18 protein-coding genes are annotated in these 18,127 nt (G+C 44.6%); 6 read left to right on the top strand and 12 right to left on the bottom strand.

The annotated features are described in order from the left end of the window. Window positions 1-72 precede the first annotated feature (72 nt). Genes B0E43_RS29655 through B0E43_RS29625 form a run of 7 tightly spaced genes read right to left on the bottom strand, consistent with a single transcriptional unit; the run spans window position 73 to window position 6,243 of the window. The gene (locus tag B0E43_RS29655) at window positions 73-1,140 is read right to left on the bottom strand and encodes an asparaginase (protein ID WP_077349128.1); all 1,068 of its coding nucleotides are present in this window, start codon (window positions 1,138-1,140) and stop codon (window positions 73-75) included. Then, the gene (locus B0E43_RS29650; RefSeq protein WP_077349126.1) at window positions 1,137-1,913 is read right to left on the bottom strand and encodes a TatD family hydrolase; all 777 of its coding nucleotides are present in this window, start codon (window positions 1,911-1,913) and stop codon (window positions 1,137-1,139) included. Before B0E43_RS29650 ends, B0E43_RS29655 begins: the two co-directional genes overlap by 4 nt. Beyond that, window positions 1,910-3,016 (bottom strand): glycosyltransferase, encoded by a 1,107-nt coding sequence (locus B0E43_RS29645; protein ID WP_077349124.1) that lies wholly within the window; start codon window positions 3,014-3,016, stop codon window positions 1,910-1,912. Before B0E43_RS29645 ends, B0E43_RS29650 begins: the two co-directional genes overlap by 4 nt. Then, window positions 3,013-3,639, bottom strand: coding sequence for a polysaccharide deacetylase family protein (locus B0E43_RS29640; protein ID WP_077349122.1), 627 nt, complete (start codon window positions 3,637-3,639; stop codon window positions 3,013-3,015). The genes B0E43_RS29645 and B0E43_RS29640 overlap by 4 nt, the downstream gene beginning before the upstream one ends. A 3-nt stretch (window positions 3,640-3,642) precedes the next feature. After that, window positions 3,643-4,854 carry a PP2C family protein-serine/threonine phosphatase gene (locus tag B0E43_RS29635; protein ID WP_077349120.1) on the bottom strand — a complete coding sequence of 404 codons (1,212 nt, stop codon included), beginning with the start codon at window positions 4,852-4,854 and terminating at the stop codon, window positions 3,643-3,645. 3 nt (window positions 4,855-4,857) lie between these two features. Next, window positions 4,858-5,109: a hypothetical protein gene (locus tag B0E43_RS29630; RefSeq protein ID WP_077349118.1), complete on the bottom strand. Its 252-nt coding sequence runs from the start codon at window positions 5,107-5,109 to the stop codon at window positions 4,858-4,860. A 33-nt stretch (window positions 5,110-5,142) separates the two neighbouring features. Next, window positions 5,143-6,243, bottom strand: coding sequence for a glycosyltransferase (locus B0E43_RS29625; RefSeq protein ID WP_077349116.1), 1,101 nt, complete (start codon window positions 6,241-6,243; stop codon window positions 5,143-5,145). Between the two features lie 21 nt (window positions 6,244-6,264). Here B0E43_RS29625 and ruvC point away from each other — a divergent pair, with 21 nt between their 5' ends. Then, on the top strand, window positions 6,265-6,840 hold the full coding sequence (gene ruvC, locus B0E43_RS29620) for a crossover junction endodeoxyribonuclease RuvC (RefSeq protein ID WP_077349114.1): 576 nt from the start codon (window positions 6,265-6,267) through the stop codon (window positions 6,838-6,840). A gap of 47 nt (window positions 6,841-6,887) precedes the next feature. On the opposite strand, the gene B0E43_RS29615 is transcribed toward ruvC, so the two are convergent. Continuing rightward, window positions 6,888-7,445, bottom strand: a complete 558-nt coding sequence (locus tag B0E43_RS29615) for a porin family protein (protein ID WP_077349112.1) — start codon at window positions 7,443-7,445, stop codon at window positions 6,888-6,890. Window positions 7,446-7,525: 80 nt separating this feature from the next. Here B0E43_RS29615 and B0E43_RS29610 point away from each other — a divergent pair, with 80 nt between their 5' ends. From B0E43_RS29610 to B0E43_RS29600, 3 genes are all read left to right on the top strand, one after another. After that, on the top strand, window positions 7,526-8,089 hold the full coding sequence (locus B0E43_RS29610; protein ID WP_077349110.1) for a Crp/Fnr family transcriptional regulator: 564 nt from the start codon (window positions 7,526-7,528) through the stop codon (window positions 8,087-8,089). Between the two features lie 79 nt (window positions 8,090-8,168). Continuing rightward, on the top strand, window positions 8,169-9,467 hold the full coding sequence (locus tag B0E43_RS29605) for a parallel beta-helix domain-containing protein (RefSeq protein ID WP_077349108.1): 1,299 nt from the start codon (window positions 8,169-8,171) through the stop codon (window positions 9,465-9,467). A gap of 31 nt (window positions 9,468-9,498) precedes the next feature. Beyond that, entirely contained in the window at window positions 9,499-10,599 is a 1,101-nt protein-coding gene (locus B0E43_RS29600) for an SO2930 family diheme c-type cytochrome (protein WP_077349106.1), read from the top strand. Window position 10,600: 1 nt separating this feature from the next. Here B0E43_RS29600 and B0E43_RS29595 read toward each other — a convergent pair whose 3' ends face one another. The 4 genes from B0E43_RS29595 to B0E43_RS29580 all read right to left on the bottom strand — a co-directional run bounded on the left by B0E43_RS29595 (window position 10,601) and on the right by B0E43_RS29580 (window position 14,521). Beyond that, entirely contained in the window at window positions 10,601-11,041 is a 441-nt protein-coding gene (locus B0E43_RS29595) for an N-acetyltransferase (protein ID WP_077349104.1), read from the bottom strand. Between the two features lie 76 nt (window positions 11,042-11,117). Continuing rightward, the gene (locus tag B0E43_RS29590) at window positions 11,118-11,867 is read right to left on the bottom strand and encodes a succinate dehydrogenase/fumarate reductase iron-sulfur subunit (RefSeq protein WP_077349102.1); all 750 of its coding nucleotides are present in this window, start codon (window positions 11,865-11,867) and stop codon (window positions 11,118-11,120) included. A gap of 25 nt (window positions 11,868-11,892) precedes the next feature. Further along, the gene (locus tag B0E43_RS29585) at window positions 11,893-13,827 is read right to left on the bottom strand and encodes a fumarate reductase/succinate dehydrogenase flavoprotein subunit (protein ID WP_077349100.1); all 1,935 of its coding nucleotides are present in this window, start codon (window positions 13,825-13,827) and stop codon (window positions 11,893-11,895) included. Window positions 13,828-13,840: 13 nt separating this feature from the next. Beyond that, complete coding sequence (locus B0E43_RS29580; RefSeq protein WP_077349098.1) at window positions 13,841-14,521, bottom strand: succinate dehydrogenase cytochrome b subunit; 681 nt, start codon at window positions 14,519-14,521, stop codon at window positions 13,841-13,843. 317 nt (window positions 14,522-14,838) lie between these two features. Between B0E43_RS29580 and B0E43_RS29575 the strand changes: the two genes are divergently transcribed. Together B0E43_RS29575 and B0E43_RS29570 are read left to right on the top strand one after the other, a co-directional pair. Further along, a complete protein-coding gene (locus B0E43_RS29575) occupies window positions 14,839-17,616 on the top strand; it encodes a gliding motility-associated C-terminal domain-containing protein (protein ID WP_077349374.1) in 2,778 nt (925 codons plus the stop codon). Beyond that, the gene (locus B0E43_RS29570) at window positions 17,613-18,014 is read left to right on the top strand and encodes a thiol-disulfide oxidoreductase DCC family protein (RefSeq protein WP_077349094.1); all 402 of its coding nucleotides are present in this window, start codon (window positions 17,613-17,615) and stop codon (window positions 18,012-18,014) included. The genes B0E43_RS29575 and B0E43_RS29570 overlap by 4 nt, the downstream gene beginning before the upstream one ends. The last annotated feature ends 113 nt before the right edge of the window (window positions 18,015-18,127 follow it).

Genomic DNA, 18,127 nt, shown 5'->3' with positions numbered 1-18,127 from the left:
TTCTGAATCGGAGTGCAAAGAAAATTATTATTCCCCCCGATTCCAAACCCTTCTACAACTTTCCTGAAAAAATCAGGCCGTAATCTCTCCTGCTAAGGACTGTGTGAGCTTGAGACAGATTTCCTCTCGGGAAAAATTCTGGCCCAAAAGGAACATTAACTTGGTCACCGCCGCCTCGGTAGTCATGTCTGCTCCACTGACTACTCCCACAGCCAACAACTCCTTACTCGTTTCATATCTACCCTGGATCACCCTTCCTCCATTACACTGGGACACATTTAATATAATCAGCCCTTTTTTAATAGCCCGATCAAGGGATTTCATAAACCACATTTCCGAAGGGCTGTTGCCAGAACCGTAAGTTTCCAAGACCACACCCCGCAAACCGTCAATATTAAAACAGGCGTCCATAATCTTGTCTGTGATTCCGGGGAAAAGTTTTAAAACCATCACACGGTTGTCCAGGTGATTCATTTTCACAAGTTTTTTGGAAGGCTCATACGGCCGGATCGCGTTGGTATTGTAATCTATCACTATCCCTGCCTCGGCCAGATTGGGATAATTTTCCGACTCAAAAGCATCAAAATGGATGCTTTGGACTTTCTTTGATCGGTTGCCCCGTAGCAGCATGTGGTTGAAAAAAATGCAAACCTCAGGCACAATCGGACGTCCCCCGATTTTGGCGGTGGCAATTTCCAAGGCAGTCATCAAATTTTCTCTTGCATCGGAGCGCATGGCCGAAATAGGCAGCTGGGCTCCAGTGAAAATCACCGGCTTATTCAATCCATGAAGCATATAGCTCAGCATAGATGCAGAATAGGCCATTGTATCCGTCCCATGAAGAACCACAAAGCCATCATAGCTGTCGTAGTTTTCATATATTATATAGGACATATCGATCCAGTGCCGCATCGTGACATTAGAGGAATCAATCGGCTCCGGAAATGAAATCACCGTAATAGCAATGTCCATATTGGATAGTATCGGAATCTTTTCCAGAATCTGTCCAAAATTAAAGGGAACCAAAGCCCCGGATTCATCATAGGCCATCCCGAGGGTTCCTCCGGTATATATAATCAAAACCGATGCGGTTTTTGCGGTTTTGAGACCCGTATTCAGACGGACGATTTTATAATTCATACGGTTATTTCCCTGAATAAATTCAATGCATTGGTTTTGGTAATCTGGGCCACTTCTGCTACCGAAATTTGAAGTAAGTCTCCTACCCTTTGGGCAATAAAAGGAAGGTAGGCTGGAGTGTTCCTTTTTCCCCGAAATGGAACAGGCGCCAAATACGGAGCATCAGTTTCCAAAACCAGGTTTTCAATTCCAATAAAGGGAATCACAGCATCCAATCCTCCATTTTTATAGGTAGAGACTCCTCCAATTCCAAGCAAAAACCCGAGTTTGGTAATCTGTTTGGCCTGATCCAAAGTTCCGGTGAAGCAATGAAAAATACCTGAAAGTGATCCATCCTGAGCATTTCCGATCAGATCTATCGTTTCATCGATGGATTCCCGGCAATGCAGGACGATCGGAAGGTTTTTTTCTTTTGCCCAGCCAATCTGGATGTTCAGCGCCTCCTTTTGTATTTCAAAGGTAGTTTTGTCCCAGTACAAATCAGTCCCGATCTCTCCCACAGCGGCAAATGAACGCTTGTTGAGCCAATCTTCCATGACATAAAGTTGCTGCTCAAATCCATCTTTGACATCGCAGGGATGCAGCCCCATCATGGGAACACACAGGTCTCCATATCGGGTCTCGCAATCCAGCATCCGGTCGATCGTGTCCACATCCACATTGGGCATAAAAATCCTTTCGATCCCCGCTTCCCTGATTTCATCGATGACCTGATCCCGGTCAGAATCAAACTTTGAAGAATAAATATGCGCGTGGGTATCGATCAGGTTCATGGGTAATTGCGGGCTTTCCAGTGCACTTTGCCGGGCCAAAAGTAATAAAGAATCGTCAGGCTAAGGCTCTGAATCTGGTAAATATCAAAGAAAATCAACTCTAGAATCCCAATATTTTGCCCCGTTTTTTTTGCAAAAGCACAAAGAAAAAGAGACTGAAAAACGACCTTTAAAGTCCAAATCCCCATACCAAGTTTCCAATCCAAATAAATCATAGCCAAAACCAGAGGGAAAAACAAGAACTGAAAGGCGAGTACAATTTTCCAAGGAAAAGATAGAGTCATGGCTCCTGCCATCCATCGTTTTCGCTGAATGAGCAAAGATTTCCAGTCTTTTTCAGCTTTGGTTTTCACCAGAATTCCTTCCGATACCTGATGGCAAATCCGGTAACCTGAATTTCTGATGGCTTTGGAAATCTCCAGATCTTCTGTTAAGGAATGGGGAATCCCTTCAAATCCTCCGCATTTGAAATATGCCTCTTTTCTGATCGCCATGTTGTTTCCCAGGCCAGTGGTAGGAAAATTCAAATCGGTCACCGCTTTGACGATTCCCAGAGTATTCCACCAGTCAATTCCCTGCATTTTTTGAAAAAAACCGGTGGCTTTTACCTGAGTAATTCCAATCACCATACCAACCTTTTCCCTTAAGCTTCCGAGCCCTTCCCTAATCCAGTTCGAAGGAACCTCACAATCTGCGTCAGTAAAAAACAAAAACTCTCCTTGGGCCTCCTTCGCCAAAATAGCCAAGGCATTTGCTTTCCCGTTTTGTTGGTAAAGTCCGACTTGATCCGGAATGATGGAAATCAATTTTCGATTTTGATTGCTACCTGCCCATTCTGAAATTAAGCCGGGAGTCAAATCGCTGCTTTGATCATCGGCTATCAGGATTTCCAGATGCTCGATTGGATAATCCAGCTCGCTTAGGCTTTTGAGCAAGTCTGGAAGATGCTTTTCCTCATTTCTGGCCGCAATCAGGACTGAAACCATAGGAAATTGACTAGAATTTTTGAAATGATTTTTCCAGTTGCCTTTCAATAAAAACAGCAAAAGGACGTACTGTATCACAAGCAATCCCGCACCAAGCCCGAGAATATAAATGCTCATAAAAGTGCTGTTTCAAATTCTCTTTCGCTCAAAAAATCAAGGAAATCCGGAAGGAATTTGGGTAAAATCTCTTGCGTTTTTTGTTGGTCATGAAGGACCACAATGCTTCCAGACTGGATTAATTGGATACTTTTTGCCAAAATTACCTCTGGATCAATCCCTCTTTCATAGTCTCCTGTGAGGACATTCCACATCACGATTTTCTTCGTTTCCAATACAACTTTCGCTTGGGATCGGGAAATCATTCCATAAGGCGGCCGGAAGAGTTGAGTTTGGATTCCAAGCCGATCGGCGGCTATCCGGTCAAAGTCCCGGATATTTTCCAGGTATTCAGTGAGCGAAGTTTTCCATCCATTGAGGTGGTGAAAGGTGTGATTTCCGATGCCGTTCCCAGCCTCCAAAACCTCCCTTGCCAGTGCGGGATGCTTTTGGATATTATCTCCCACCATAAAAAAAGTCGCTTTTTGGCCTCTACAGGCAAGTTCTTCCAATACATAATCCGTTACACCAGGCACCGGACCATCATCGAAAGTGAGGTAAACTCGATTCCCGGTGGCATCTCCCTCCCAAATTCTCTTTGGGAAAAGCGATTGGATAAGGGCTGGTACCGTATGCCAGACCATCCTTTACCTAAATCTAAGGCTGAGTAAAGTCAAATCGTCCCGCAAAGGAACTTCCTGGGAAAACACCTGCATTTGACCAAAAAACTCCCGGTGAAAATCCGCAGGATTCATACAAAGGTGTGAATCCACAAACTTGCGAAAACGATCCTCTCCGTATTCTTCCTCCTCAGGGTTTATGGCTTCGGTCAGCCCATCCGTATAGAGGTGAATGGTAAAATTTTCCAGGTTTTCCCTTTCACCCACTTCCAAAAAAGGAAGCTTATCAAAAGCACCCAAAACCGTGGTTCCAGCCTCCAAAAGTTCGCTTTTATTGGTCTTTTCCCAACAAAGAATCGGTGGGTTGTGACCAGCATTCACAAACCGAAGCTTTTTAGTCTTAAAGTCATACTCGCCGAGGAAAAAAGTAATGAAGCGCTCACCTTTGGTGTTTTCGATCAAAGTGGTGTTAAGCTGATGAATGATCCCCTTGAATTCCGCATCGCTTCGCAGCAAAGTCCTGAGGGCCGCCTGGAAATTGGACATCAAAAGTGCCGCTGCGATGCCTTTTCCAGAAACATCAGCGATGCAGAAATAAACTTTGTCCTTGGACTTGCGGATCAAATCGTAATAATCCCCACCCACCATGCTGTGGGGAAAATAGGTCACTTTGGCTTTCAATTCATCCGTATCCGGCAGCGATGATGGAAACAACATCTGCTGCACCTGTGAGGCGATGGCTACTTCTCTGTTCAATACTTCCTGTTGCAGTTGCTTTCTGGCGAAACGCTTGTTTTCCAAAGCCACTACCAAAATGTTGGTCAGGGCTTGAGTGAAATCCAAATCCAATTCCCTGTCCTGAGATTTCCTTTTCAGAAAAAGAATTGCCAGCATTTTATCCTTATGGTAGACAGGAAGGTAAGTTTCCAACTCATCAAACGTGTACTCTTCACTGAGTTGGATCTGAAGCTGTCCTGCTTCTTTTTGATCCTTTACATTGTCAGCACTAAGGGTCATAGGTACTTTTCCTTTGACCCCGTGCGAGATTTTCCTTTCAAAAATCTCATCCTTAGATACGTACAGGATAAGCGACTTGATGTCGAGGTGAATCAGACAGGTAAATTTGAATATATTGGCTAAGACCACCTCAGATTGATTTTCGTTGATCGCCTGAGTGATCTCCAGAAGCGCCTTTAGCTCCAGTTCTTTGCGTTGGTATTTGTAGGTTTCGTCGAGCAAGGATTATAGGGCATTATGGGCCATCAGCCCTTTTTTTGTGGCGAGGAAAAAGAGGTTCTTTCCCTCCTCCATCACGTCCACCTCATCAAATCGCTCCTCATCTGGGGTGTCCAGGCATTTGATCAACCCTTTTCGGTATAGCGAATTCAGCGTTTCCAGGATCAACTGGTCCTCCCATCCAAGAGATTCCTTGACGTAATGGTAAGATTGGACAAAATAAAGCTCATCGAGCAGTTCAAATTCAGGGTCACTCATGATTTACAATTCAATGGCTAAATTAAACATTCTTCAATTGGTGCGGCCCTTCCAGACAAAATTTCCTTTTGCGGTAGCAGCCGCCACCCAAACCACAAATACGGGATGAAAAAGGCCTGTTTTGATAAAATCAATCAAGAAATGGCGGTTCCCGAGGCACTCCAATACTTTCCCAAGTGCTTTTTTTTCTGTCAAAATCTTCCCTGCCCAAACCAGGAAAAACACTAATAAACCGGGCAACCCAAAACTTACCAGCACCAAGCTGCCCAACCATACCAGTTGAACAATTACTGAAAAAACAGCAGAAGCCGAATGGGAAAAATCCCGATGCACTTTCCATTTTCCTGCCCACCTCACCCGCTGATTGATCAGATTCGCCAAATCGGGCTGTGGATCGGTAAATACCAAGTTTTTGGAAAAAGGCAAGTAAACACAACTTTTCTCACCAAACCTAGCCGAAATAGCCTTCAGCAAAAATTCATCATCACCGGACAAATGCTTTAGGTTTTGCTGATATCCATTGACTTGGACAAAAGCTGATTTTCGATAGGCCAGATTGGCCCCACTGCACATCAGAGGCTTCTTTTGGGTAAAAAAAAACTGAGTCACCAGGAGAATACTCGACCACTCGATCTGCTGAAATCGCTGGAAAAAAGTGTTCTGACCGGTACTGAGCACCGGGCCGGCTACCAGCTGTGTTTTGGGATTTGCAAAAGGCAAAACCATCTGTTGTACCCAATTTCGGGAAAATCGGCAATCTGCATCCGTACAAAGAATCAAGTCGCTATCTGCTTTTTCTACTCCGAATTGCAGCGCGCTTTTTTTACCGGATCCCGGACTTTGAATTACTTTCACCCGGGGGTCTCCGGCCAGATTATCTCTCAAAAAGTCTAAAGAGCCATCCTCACTTTGATCATCAATGAGAATTACCCGAAGCTTGGGATAATCGATTTGGTGGATTTGGTCAATCAGCCGACTAAGGATTTTGATCTCATTTCTAATGGGAATCAGGAGGGTAACTTCCGGAAAGACCTCCGGAAGATCAGTCTTCAGGGCCGGATTTGGCCACTTTTTAGCAAACCAAGCCAGCAAAACAATATAGCACAGAGTCCAAATGAGGTAAAAACAGATCATCTTTTCGGCTATCTTGCGCAGGTGAGTAAAGAAGAGAAAAAAGATCCAAAGGAAAAAATCATCCTGGGCATCGATCCAGGCACCACGGTAATGGGCTACGGATTGATTTTGACCGAAGGGAAGAAATACAAAATCCTGCAATACGGGGTCATTCACTTGAAAAAATATGCGACCCACGAATTGAAACTCAAAAAGATTTTTGAGCGGATTTCAGGAATATTGGATGAATTTGCCCCGGATTCTGTGGCGCTGGAAGCCCCATTTTACGGTGAAAATGTGCAATCCATGCTAAAGCTTGGCCGGGCACAGGGGGTAGCCATGGCTGCTGCTCTTTCCAAAGAAATTCCGATCACCGAATATTCTCCGAAAAAAGTCAAGCAATCCGTGACAGGAAATGGAAATGCTTCTAAAGAGCAGGTTGCTGCCATGTTGCAGACTCTGCTTGGCATTACCGAATTGCCCAAACTTCTGGACGCAACAGATGCATTGGCAGTAGCGCTTTGCCACCATTTTCACGATGGAAGGCTCCAGACCAGAGGCCGAAATGAGGGTTGGAAGTCCTTTATCGAAGAAAATCCCAATCGGGTCAAAAAATAAATCCCGGCCTTGTCGGACCGGGATTATGATTTTTGAAATCAATAATTTCAATTTCCTCCAAATGTGAAGCCCAGGGATAATTTGAAGACCTGATTTTTCACATCCGTATTGAAATAATTCAGCGAAGTGAATCCCATATCGTAGCTGGCTTGGAAATTTAATCCCAAGGGGAGCCTCACTTGTGCACCCACTACTCCACCTACTTCGTATCCTTTTATCGCTTCTGAACTGTCTGAGGATTGACCGTCCTTTTCATAATTGCTTGAAACAAAAAAAGAAGGTTGTGGTCCGGCGAAGATGTTGATAGCCGGTATCAATGTTAAACGGACAAGAATCGGAATATCAATGTAGCCCAGTTGTTCTTTTACCTCATTTCCAGTTCCGGCCTCAGTACCATTGTAGCCTTTTTGGGAAAACTGAATTCCAGGTTCTACCGAAATAAATCCTGTACCGATGTTGTAATAAGCTCCGACATGGACTCCTGATTTTGAATCAAAATCTGTGTTGGAGAAATTGGAAGAATTATAACCCGCCCTTACTCCCAATTGCGCCTGAGCTGTGGCAACAAAGCCAAGCAGAAAGAATAACAACAAAATTTTTCTCATGGGTCAAATATTTATAATTTTCCTAAAAATAGCACAAGATTGGTATTTTCGGATTGATGCCTACTTTTTAAATTACTACAATGGAAAAAAATATAGGGATGTTTGACCAGTTCCCTGATTTGGGAGATGAAGCCAAAAATGCATTTTCAAAGGAACTGGAATTACTTTTTGTCGAAAAAGGGGGATTGTTGGAGCAGGAGGGAAAGGTTTGTAGCTACCTCTATTTCATAAATGAGGGTTCTGCTAGAAGCTTTTACACACGGGAAAGCAAAGATATCACGGTGTCATTTTCACTTGAGGGGGAGTTTGTGACTGCGATGCATTCTTTTATTTCCAGAAAGCCTTCTTATGAAAACATTGAAGTCATGGAAAAAACCACCGTGGCCAGGATCAGTTACGAGGCGCTTTTGAAACTTTTTGAAAAACACCATGATCTTGAGAGAACCTATCGCATGATCCTGGAGCAATACTACATCACGCTGGAGGAGCAGCTGATTTTCGCAAAATTCAAATCGGCCCGTGACAGATACCTTGACCTGATGGAGTATCGTCCAAAAATCATCCATAAAGCATCGGTGGGTCAGATCGCATCCTATTTGGATATGAGCATCGAAACGCTCAGCCGAATCCGGGGCAAAATCTGATTATTTGACTTTTCTCAACAAACTTTTCTTTGGGGAAAAGGTACTTTTGGAGAAATAGTTTATCCCAATCCCAAAAGCCATGAGAATATTATTTCAGGTTCTGCTGGTTCCTGTTTCCTTTTTTGGATTATTCTCGTGTGGCACGAGCACCACCGAGCAGACATTTGATTCTTCCAAGCTTACCCGTATTGGTCAGGAAGAAGTGGAAAAAGTTATTGAGGCCTTCATTATGGCTGAGGATTCGAGTACCATCGAAATTCCTGCGGGATTCTACGAATTGAATACCCAATTGATTTTGGACAACAAAACTGCGATAAAAATCAAGGGTGCCGGAATGGATCAAACAGTCCTTTCCTTCCGAAATCTGAAGTCAGGTGGAGAAGGTGTCAAAATCGTGGGAAAAAACATCACCGTGGAAGATTTGAGCATTGAGGATGCTCCGGGAGATGGAATTAAAGCCCAGCATACCGATGGGATTACCTTTCGAAGGATCAATGTCACCTGGACCAACGGAGACAAATCCAAAAACGGAACTTATGCCATTTATCCAGTCCAGTGCAAAAATGTGATGATTGACGAGTGCATCGCCTCTCATTCCAAAGATGCTGGAATCTATGTGGGCCAATCGGAAAATATCGTGGTCAAAAACTCCCTGGCTTTTGGCAATGTGGCCGGAATTGAGATCGAAAACTCCGATAATGCCGAGGTTTACGGCAACACAGCCAGAGACAACTCAGGCGGAATTTTGGTATTCAACCTGCCGGGACTTCCTAAATCCGATGGAAAAGGCACCAAAATCTACGACAACGACATCATTGACAATAACCACGAAAACTTCGCCACCCCCCTAGGCGAAGGGCCCAATGGAAATACAGTGACCATGATTCCTCCGGGTTCGGGCATTGTTCTGTTGGCCGCCAAAGAAGTTGAGATCTACAACAACCGTATTTTCCGGAACAAAACTTCAGGTGTAGCGATCGCAAGCTACCAAATCACCGGATTTCCTGCGGAAGCACCGAATTGGTCGCCTTACACAGTAGGTGTGTATGTGCATGACAATACCTATGAGAGAAACAAACTGTCCACTCCAGACCTCAGTCGGGAATTGGGACAGCTGGTCAGTGTTCACAATGCCTATGGTCCCGGCAAGACCCAGGACATCATCTACGACGGAATCTGGGACAAAGAGATAAGTGAAAAAATTGACTCAAATCCAATGCGGATTTGCATCCAGGAACAGGGAATTGAAGACCTGCACTTCACCCGATTCTACCTGATGGATGGGGAGGAAAACATTGAATCATTTAAGGATTATCAGCTTTTCCAAAACTGTAAAGTAGCCGTAACAACGGACATCACGAGTCTTGCCGGATTGTGATCAGGTTCAAAATCAAAAAAAGATAGTGGAGATGGTAAAGACGAGTTTGAAACTGGGAGTAGGTTCAATTGCTTTGATAGTGGCACTTTTTACCTCTTGCCAAAAGAATGAAGAAAAGGCAATCCCTGAATCCCGGGCTTTGGCTGAGGAAGTCGCAAACGGGATTTTTCCTTACCGGAGACTTTCTACCTACGCTTTTTTCAAAGGGGAATTAAAAAACCTGACACCGTCAGATTCTTTGGTATTTTACAAACCCGCCTCCTCTCTTTTTACAGATTATGCTTTAAAAAGCCGATTTCTTTTAATTCCTGAAGGTCAAAAAGCGCAAATAAAAGGAGCAGAATTGGAGTTACCGATTGGGTCAGTTCTGATCAAAAACTTTTTCTATCCTATAGATTTCAGAAATCCCGAGGGTGAAAGAAGGATAATCGAAACCCGGCTTTTGATCCACGAAGAAAAAGGCTGGCAAGCCTATCCCTATCTGTGGAATGAGGAACAGTCAGATGCAATTTTGAAAGTGGTCGGTGCCGAAACCGAAGTAAAATTCATTGATTTCTCCGGCAAAGAGCAAATCATCAATTACCTGGTACCCAACAAAAATCAATGCAAAAGCTGTCATAACAAATCCGAACAACTGGCTCCAATCGGAGTCAAAATCCAGCATTTAAACCATGTTTTGGACTACGGGACTGTAAAGGAAAATCAGTTGGCGCATTTGGCTGGATTGGAGAAACTGGAAGGCTTTCTGGGCGAATCCTCCCATCCTGCTATGATTAATTACGAAGATATGGCCCAGACTTTGGAAGATAGGGCCATGGCCTATTTGGACATTAACTGTTCGCATTGCCACAGTTCAGAAGGGCCGGCTAGCACCTCGGGGCTATTTTTGACTTACGATCAGAGGGATCCGATGAAGCTGGGAATTAACAAAGCTCCTGTTGCAGCCGGTAAAGGATCAGGAAGTTTTCAATTTGATGTGGTACCGGGTCAAGCTGATAAGTCCATTTTAACCTATCGGATGAATTCTACCGAAGTGGGCGTCGCTATGCCGGAAATCGGGAGAACCACTGTACATCAAGAAGGAGTGGAATTGATTCGCCAATGGATCAACAGTCTGGAATCTAAAAAGTGATTCACCTGAGAAGTCTCATTTCGAGGTATTTGTTAGAAAAACCCAGCTTTTCGTATAGTCTGATGGCGGGATTGCTGGGTTCGACATGAAGCGCAATCCCGCCATCAATTTTTGTCAGGAGAAATTCAAGCATATTTTTTCCCAGTCCTTTTCCCCTGAGTTTTTCTGAAACCGCAAAATAAACCAGGATATGTTCCGGAATATACCCCGACATCCCAGTGTGATTGAGGACCAAAGCGGCTTCAAGTTCAGGAAATTCCCCTGCCAAAATCACCAAGCCTCCCGGGCCAGTTTTGCTTCGCATGGCATAGTCCAAGCATTTTAATACGTCTTGCTTTGGGTCACCAAATTCCCCCAGCTCCATGACTAAAAAATCTGCAAGCCAGTTTTTCTGATTTACTGAAAGTGGATCTGCTGGTGAAAAAGTCTTGAAACCTAGCATAGTCGATGATTTTGGATTTGAATAAAATGAAAAAAGCCGGGAAAACCCGGCCCTTTTTCAATCAAAATGGAATGAATTAAAGGTTGTCACTGCTGATTACCGCAGAGAAATATTCCCTGTTCATCCTTGCAATATTAGTGATGGATATGCCTTTTGGACATTCGGCTTCGCAGGCACCTGTGTTGGTACATGCACCGAAACCTTCGCTATCCATTTGAGCGACCATTTTTTCAGCTCTGGTTTTTCTTTCTACCCGGCCCTGAGGAAGCAATGCTAATTGGGAAACCTTTGCAGAGGTAAACAGCATTGCTGAGGCATTTTTACATGCTGCAACGCAAGCACCACACCCGATACACTGTGCCGCATCCATGGCAAGTTCGGCGATTGTTTTGGGAATCGGAATCTCATTGGCATCCGGTACCCCACCAGTATTGACATTGACGTATCCTCCGGCTTGGATGATGCGATCCAATGCACCACGATCCACCACAAGGTCTTTCAGCACTGGGAAAGCTTTTGCTCGCCATGGCTCGATAGTGATTGTTTCACCATCGTTGAATGATCTCATGTGCAGTTGGCAAGTGGTCGTCTGAAGCGGTCCGTGAGGTTTGCCATTGATATACAAAGAGCAGGTGCCACAGATTCCTTCACGACAATCGTGATCAAAGTGAACGGGATCTTCTCCTTTCTCAGTCAATTCCTCATTCAACACGTCGAGCATTTCCAGAAACGACATGTCTTTGGAAACATGATTCACAGGATAGGTAGCAAAACCACCCTTATCGGATGCGTTTTTTTGTCTCCAGATTTTTAAAGTCAATTGCATATAGCTATGAATTTTTGTCTTAGGATTATTTGTAAGAACGCTGGGTCAGCTTCACATTTTCGAATTCCAGTGGCTCTTTGTAGAGCTCTTCCTCTTGGTCTTCACCCACATATTTCCAAGCTGCCACGTAGGCGTAGTTTTCGTCATCACGTAGTGCTTCGCCTTCCGGAGTTTGATATTCCACTCGGAAGTGACCTCCGCATGACTCATTTCTGTTGAGTGCGTCATCGATCATCAATTCGCCAAGCTCAATGAAATCTGCGACTCTGTGGGCTTTTTCCAGAGAAAGATTAAGTTCTTCATTTGTTCCCAGCACTTTCACATCCGCCCAAAAGTCCTTCTTCAAAGCTTTGATTTCGGCTTTGGCTTGTTTCAGTCCTTCAGCAGTACGGGCCATTCCACACTGATTCCACATGATTTTGCCCAGCTTTTTATGGAAAAAGTCAACCGTTTTTTTACCGTTGATATTGAGCAACTGGCTAACTCTGTTTTTGACTTCCTGAGCGACTTTTGCAAATTCAGGGTGGTTTTCGTCCACTTTTTTAGGCGGAGTCTGAGCCAGATAATCACCGATAGTGTACGGAATCACAAAATACCCGTCAGCCAATCCTTGCATCAAAGCCGAAGCACCAAGGCGGTTTGCACCGTGGTCTGAGAAATTAGCTTCGCCTAGACAATACAAGCCAGGGATAGTGGTCATAAGGTTATAATCGACCCAAAGTCCGCCCATTGTGTAGTGAACCGCAGGATAGATCATCATCGGGCCCTCATAGGGATCTTCTCCGGTGATCTGCTTATACATATCAAAAAGGTTTCCGTATTTCGACTCGATGACCGCTTTGCTGTCTCGCTTGATCGCGTCGCGGAAGTCAAGGAAAACGGCCTCACCGGTTTCATTTACCCCTCTGCCATCATCGCAAACCTCTTTTGCATTTCTTGAAGCCACGTCACGCGGCACTAAGTTTCCAAAGGATGGATATTTTCTCTCCAGGAAGTAATCTCGATCCTCTTCTTTGAGGTCACTGACTTTGATCAATCCTTTTCTCAGCTTTTCCGAATTTTCCTTCGAAGCAGGCACCCATACCCGGCCGTCATTTCTGAGGGACTCGGACATCAGCGTCAGCTTGGACTGATGATCTCCGGAAACCGGAATACAGGTCGGGTGAATCTGAGTAAAGCAAGGGTTGGCAAAGTAAGCGCCACGCTTGTGAGCTCTCCAAGCTGCCGTTACGTTGCAACCCATTGCATTTGTTGAAAGGAAAAACACGTTACCATATCCGCCTGTGCAAAGTAAAACCGCATGCGCGGCATGAGTTTCGACTGCACCGGTAATCAGATTTCGTGTCACAATACCTCTGGCGTGCCCATCGATCATCACCACGTCCATCATTTCGGATCGAGGATAAAGTTTCACTTTTCCATTGGCAACCTGACGGCTAAGAGCCGAATAAGCACCCAAAAGCAATTGCTGTCCGGTTTGGCCACGTGCGTAGAAAGTCCGGGAAACCTGAGCACCACCGAAGGAACGGTTGGCCAGCAATCCTCCATATTCACGGGCAAAAGGGACCCCTTGAGCCACGCATTGATCGATGATTTTTACAGATACCTCTGCCAAGCGGTACACGTTTCCTTCACGTGCGCGGTAGTCACCACCTTTGATCGTATCGTAGAAAAGTCTGAAAACGGAATCACCGTCATTCTGATAGTTTTTTGCAGCATTAATCCCGCCTTGAGCCGCGATGGAGTGAGCCCTTCTTGGGCTATCGTGAAAAGTAAAAGCTTTGACATTGTATCCCAACTCGGCTAATGAGGCAGCTGCCGATGCTCCTGCCAAACCTGTACCCACTACGATGATGTCGTACTTTCTCTTATTTGCCGGATTGACCAGCTTACTGTTAAACTTGTGCTTAGTCCATTTTTCTGCCAAAGGACCAGCGGGTATTTTGGAATCTAGTATCATACGGGACTGTTAATTAGCTGGTGAAATAGATATAAAGTGGCATCGCTGCAAAAAGTGCCGGCACTACAATGCAATAAAGGTTTCCGATTGCTTTGATGGCTGGGGAGTATTTTACGTGATTCAATCCCAGTGACTGGAAAGCCGAAGAAAACCCATGGGAAAGGTGAAAGCCAAGAAATCCCATTGCAATCACGTACAGCGCTACCATCCAGGTTTGTTGAAAGGCAAGTTGAACCACCGTGTAAAGGTCCTTGTATTCCTCAGTACCATACATGACTGTTGGAATACCTCCCCAGTGCATTTGGTACCAAAAACTATACATGTGACCAGCCAAAAACACCAGAATAACTGTTCCCAAAATGCCCATGTTTCTGGAAGCCCAGGTGCTGTTTGTGGAAGCGCCAGATTGCGCATAACCAATCGGACGGGCAGCTTTGTTAAGCTGGCCTAGCATGATGGAATAAGCCACGTGGCCCATTACCGAAATGTATGTCAAATAGGACAAAAGTTTTACGATAGGATTGGAAGTCATGAACTTGGCATAGATATTAAATGCTTGCCCACCGTCGTTGAAAAACAACTGAATGTTTCCGGCTAGATGGCCGGTCAAAAACAGAATCAGAAAAAGACCGGTAAGGGCCATGATCAACTTTCTACCGAGGGTGCTTTTCAAGGTTTTTGTAACCCAACTCATACAAATTTGCGATTAGTTTAGAACGAAAGTCTTTGTTTATTATTCCGCCAAATTTACATGGGGATCGAATAGCAAACAATGCAATAGTTAGCCATTTTTTTATTTTAAAAGGTTCTAAATAGGTTTTTAAATCCTCGTGACTTAGTTTTTTAATCAGTTCCAACTGATCGTTTATTTTTATTGTTTGAATTTCCGGGGAATTTCTACTTACTTCCATTTATTTCGTAATAGGTAAAAACCCTGAACAAATGTCTATGGAATTAACTTTTGGAATTCCTGATCGTTTTCAGGTAGAGAATCACCAAAGTCGACCAAACATGAAGCTTAAACTTTCCCTTGGAATCTTTTTAATTTACTTATTCGCAGGCCTTTCATCCGCTTGGGCCACACACATCCGGGCTGGAGAAATCATCGCAGAACGAATTTCAGTGCAGACCCTTACCTATCGAATCACGGTAGTAGGATATACAGATACCCGATCCAGCGTGATTTTTGGACCCGGAACGATAAATTTTGGAGACGGCCGTGAAGAGCAGCTCAACACTCAAAGTGACTTCGGTTTGGTTGAGGATCTGGGAGATCAAATTGAGAAAAACACTTTTGTCATCACACATACCTTTCAGGGTCCCGGCAGATATAAGATCCGTTTTCAGGAATTCAACCGAAATGACCTGACTCTCAACATGGACAATTCGGTGGACACGCCTTTTTATGTGGAGACTGAAATTAACATAGATCCATTTTTCGGGGTAAATAATTCCCCGGTATTGACCATTCCCCCTGTGGATAACGGCGCTGTCAATGTCCGATACATCCACAATCCTGGTGCTTTTGATCCTGATGGAGACAGCCTTTCTTATGCGATGGATATCCCAAAGCAAGCATTCGAAAGACCGGTTAACAACTACAGAAGCCCGGCAAATGCTGAATTTAGCCAAAGTCAGGAAGACGGTTCAACACCGGCTTTTTTGTCCATTGATCCTGTTTTCGGTGACTTAATCTGGGATGCTCCAGGTACGGCGGGACAGTTTAACGTGGCTTTCCGAATCATTGAATGGCGAAAAATCAACGGGAAATTTGAACAGATTGGCTATGTGGTTCGAGACATGCAGATCATTATCGAAAACTCCAACAACAGGAGACCTGTACTGATTTTGCCTGATGATATTTGCGTTGAAGCCGGAACTTTGATCGAAGAAATCATCCAGGGATCTGACCCGGATGGTGACCCTGTCAAAATCGAAGTCTTTGGTGAACCAATTGAAATCACCACCTCTCCTGCCACTTATGATCCTAAAAGTGAATTCCAGCCGCAGCCGGCCATTGTCAATTTCAACTGGCAGACGGTATGCCAGCATGTCCGCGCCAGAGAGTACGAAGTTCGGGTTCGGATAACTGATGAACCTCGCTCCGGACCAAAACTAGTTGACATCAAAACCTGGAAAATCAAAGTCGTAGGTCCGCCTCCGGTTTGGGATGAATTGGTACAACAATCCGGCAGAACTGTCGAACTCAACTGGGACCCTTATGTCTGTGCCAACTCGGCCAGTGAAATGCAGATTTGGAGAAGGATCAATTCGGATCCTTATCAACCTGACAGCTGCGAAACGGGGATTCGGGCAGGATTTGAACTGATCGGAACGACCAACATGGAGACTTTCTCCTTCAATGATCTGAATGGCGGAGAAGGTCTAGCGCCAGGAAATACCTATTGCTACCGATTGGTGGCAGCATTCCCAGAACCAAGACTCGGAGAGAGCATAGTTTCGGATGAAATCTGTATCACGATTGATGTCGACGTGCCGATAATCACCAATGTCAGTATTGAAGAAACTGATCCTGCTACGGGTGAAATCTTTGTGAAATGGACTCCACCTTATGATATCGATAAGACTCAGTTTCCTGGTCCATATAGCTATGAACTACTTAGAAGTGAGGGCTTCACAGGTAATTCCAACAGGACTTCATTGGGAATCACTACTGATACCCTTTTCACGGATACTGGACTGAATACAGAAAATCTGGTTTACAATTACCGAGTAGTCCTCTTGGACAACACCACAAAAATTGACACCTCTTCTTCTGCTTCTTCGGTGAGACTTGAGCCAACCATTATCAATGAAGCCATCGAATTGAATTGGACTTTTAATGTCCCTTGGAATAATCAGGTTGGTGAATACAAACACGAAGTATATAGAAACAGAACAGATGCAAATGCGGCTGATGCAGAGACATTTGTCAAAATCGCGGAAGTGGATGTCACCCAAAATGGCTTCAAATATTTAGATGACGGCAGTTTCAACGGGAAACCATTGGTCAAAGAGTTGGAGTATTGCTATTACGTCATTACCAAAGGATCCTACAATGTTGCGGGGCTGGTCTATCCCTTGGAAAACAAATCCCAAATTACCTGCGCTAAGCCAGATGATAACCGGCTGCCTTGCCCGCCTGTTTTGACTTTTGAAGGTCCGGAATGCTCAGCCTACGTTGCAGAGCAACCTTGCAACAGCAATACATTTGAACATGAATTAAGCTGGATGCCAAATTTCACTGGAGATTGCGATGATGAACTAAGTGGATACCGATTGTACTTCACCCCTGATGGGGAAGAGGGGGTTTTCAATCTGGTAGCCGAATACGCATCCATAGATATGGCTGCAACTGTCACCAATCTTCCAAACTACCGTGGCTGCTATTACATCACAGCAGTAGACCGATCAGGAAACGAAAGTGAGCCTAGCAATGTGGTCTGCGTGGACAACTGTCCAGTATACAACCTTCCAAATGCCTTCACTCCAAACGGGGACGGAAACAACGACACATTTATCGCATTTGACAATCCTTTCTCAGCCTGTCCTCGGTTTGTCAACGGAGTGGAAATTTTCATTGTCAACCGTTGGGGCGCAGAAGTATTCCGATACAATAGTCTTGAATCCAACGAAAATGATGTTTTCATCCGTTGGGATGGGCGTGACAAAAACGGCAACGACTTACCTGCCGGTACCTATTTCTACTCCGGTAAAGTCACCTTCGATGTCCTCGATCCAAGTCAAAAAGAACGCGAACTGAAAGGAACCATTCAACTCCTTCGATGAGCCAAGGCAAATCTGTCATCCTTTTTGACGGAGTCTGTAACCTCTGCAATGCTTCCGTTGATTTCGTGATCAAGCGGGATATAACCGACCAGTTTCGAGTGGGAGCATTGCAGGAGGCGGCAGGTAAAAAGCTACTCTCCAATTTTGAAGTCAATCCGGAATACCTCGATTCACTGGTCCTGATTGAGGAAGATAAAATCTATTTCAGGAGCACAGCGGCACTGAGAATAGCCAAAAAACTACCGGGACTTTGGCCACTTTTTTACGGATTTATCATTTTACCGCCATTTCTCAGAGACGGGATATATGACTGGATCGGCAAAAACCGATACCGCTGGTTTGGAAAGAAAAACACCTGCAGAATTCCCACTCCTGAGGAGCGGGCCAAATTCCTCTAGCGGCTTCCAAAAAAATTTAGACTCAAAGCACCTCCTCCCAGGGATATCGCTTTTGAAATTTATATCACCCCTTGCGGGGTTTAAATGAATGCTTAGCCAATCGTTCCTATAAT

This window comes from Algoriphagus sp. A40, from assembly GCF_002002735.1.
In the GTDB taxonomy this organism is placed as follows: Bacteria; Bacteroidota; Bacteroidia; order Cytophagales; family Cyclobacteriaceae; genus Algoriphagus.
The sequence above is the reverse complement of the archived record's forward strand: the minus strand, read 5'-3'. Positions and strand labels throughout refer to the sequence as shown.

What these genes read in the sequence shown, in the direction of transcription:
- B0E43_RS29655 (WP_077349128.1), bottom strand. Translation starts at nt 1,140, where the DNA reads ATGAATTATAAAATCGTCCGTCTGAATACGGGTCTCAAAACCGCAAAA.
- B0E43_RS29650 (WP_077349126.1), bottom strand. Translation starts at nt 1,913, where the DNA reads ATGAACCTGATCGATACCCACGCGCATATTTATTCTTCAAAGTTTGAT.
- B0E43_RS29645 (WP_077349124.1), bottom strand. Translation starts at nt 3,016, where the DNA reads ATGAGCATTTATATTCTCGGGCTTGGTGCGGGATTGCTTGTGATACAG.
- B0E43_RS29640 (WP_077349122.1), bottom strand. Translation starts at nt 3,639, where the DNA reads ATGGTCTGGCATACGGTACCAGCCCTTATCCAATCGCTTTTCCCAAAG.
- B0E43_RS29630 (WP_077349118.1), bottom strand. Translation starts at nt 5,109, where the DNA reads ATGAGTGACCCTGAATTTGAACTGCTCGATGAGCTTTATTTTGTCCAA.
- B0E43_RS29625 (WP_077349116.1), bottom strand. Translation starts at nt 6,243, where the DNA reads ATGATCTGTTTTTACCTCATTTGGACTCTGTGCTATATTGTTTTGCTG.
- B0E43_RS29615 (WP_077349112.1), bottom strand. Translation starts at nt 7,445, where the DNA reads ATGAGAAAAATTTTGTTGTTATTCTTTCTGCTTGGCTTTGTTGCCACA.
- B0E43_RS29610 (WP_077349110.1), top strand. Translation starts at nt 7,526, where the DNA reads ATGGAAAAAAATATAGGGATGTTTGACCAGTTCCCTGATTTGGGAGAT.
- B0E43_RS29605 (WP_077349108.1), top strand. Translation starts at nt 8,169, where the DNA reads ATGAGAATATTATTTCAGGTTCTGCTGGTTCCTGTTTCCTTTTTTGGA.
- B0E43_RS29600 (WP_077349106.1), top strand. Translation starts at nt 9,499, where the DNA reads ATGGTAAAGACGAGTTTGAAACTGGGAGTAGGTTCAATTGCTTTGATA.
- B0E43_RS29595 (WP_077349104.1), bottom strand. Translation starts at nt 11,041, where the DNA reads ATGCTAGGTTTCAAGACTTTTTCACCAGCAGATCCACTTTCAGTAAAT.
- B0E43_RS29590 (WP_077349102.1), bottom strand. Translation starts at nt 11,867, where the DNA reads ATGCAATTGACTTTAAAAATCTGGAGACAAAAAAACGCATCCGATAAG.
- B0E43_RS29585 (WP_077349100.1), bottom strand. Translation starts at nt 13,827, where the DNA reads ATGATACTAGATTCCAAAATACCCGCTGGTCCTTTGGCAGAAAAATGG.
- B0E43_RS29580 (WP_077349098.1), bottom strand. Translation starts at nt 14,521, where the DNA reads ATGAGTTGGGTTACAAAAACCTTGAAAAGCACCCTCGGTAGAAAGTTG.
- B0E43_RS29575 (WP_077349374.1), top strand. Translation starts at nt 14,839, where the DNA reads ATGAAGCTTAAACTTTCCCTTGGAATCTTTTTAATTTACTTATTCGCA.
- B0E43_RS29570 (WP_077349094.1), top strand. Translation starts at nt 17,613, where the DNA reads ATGAGCCAAGGCAAATCTGTCATCCTTTTTGACGGAGTCTGTAACCTC.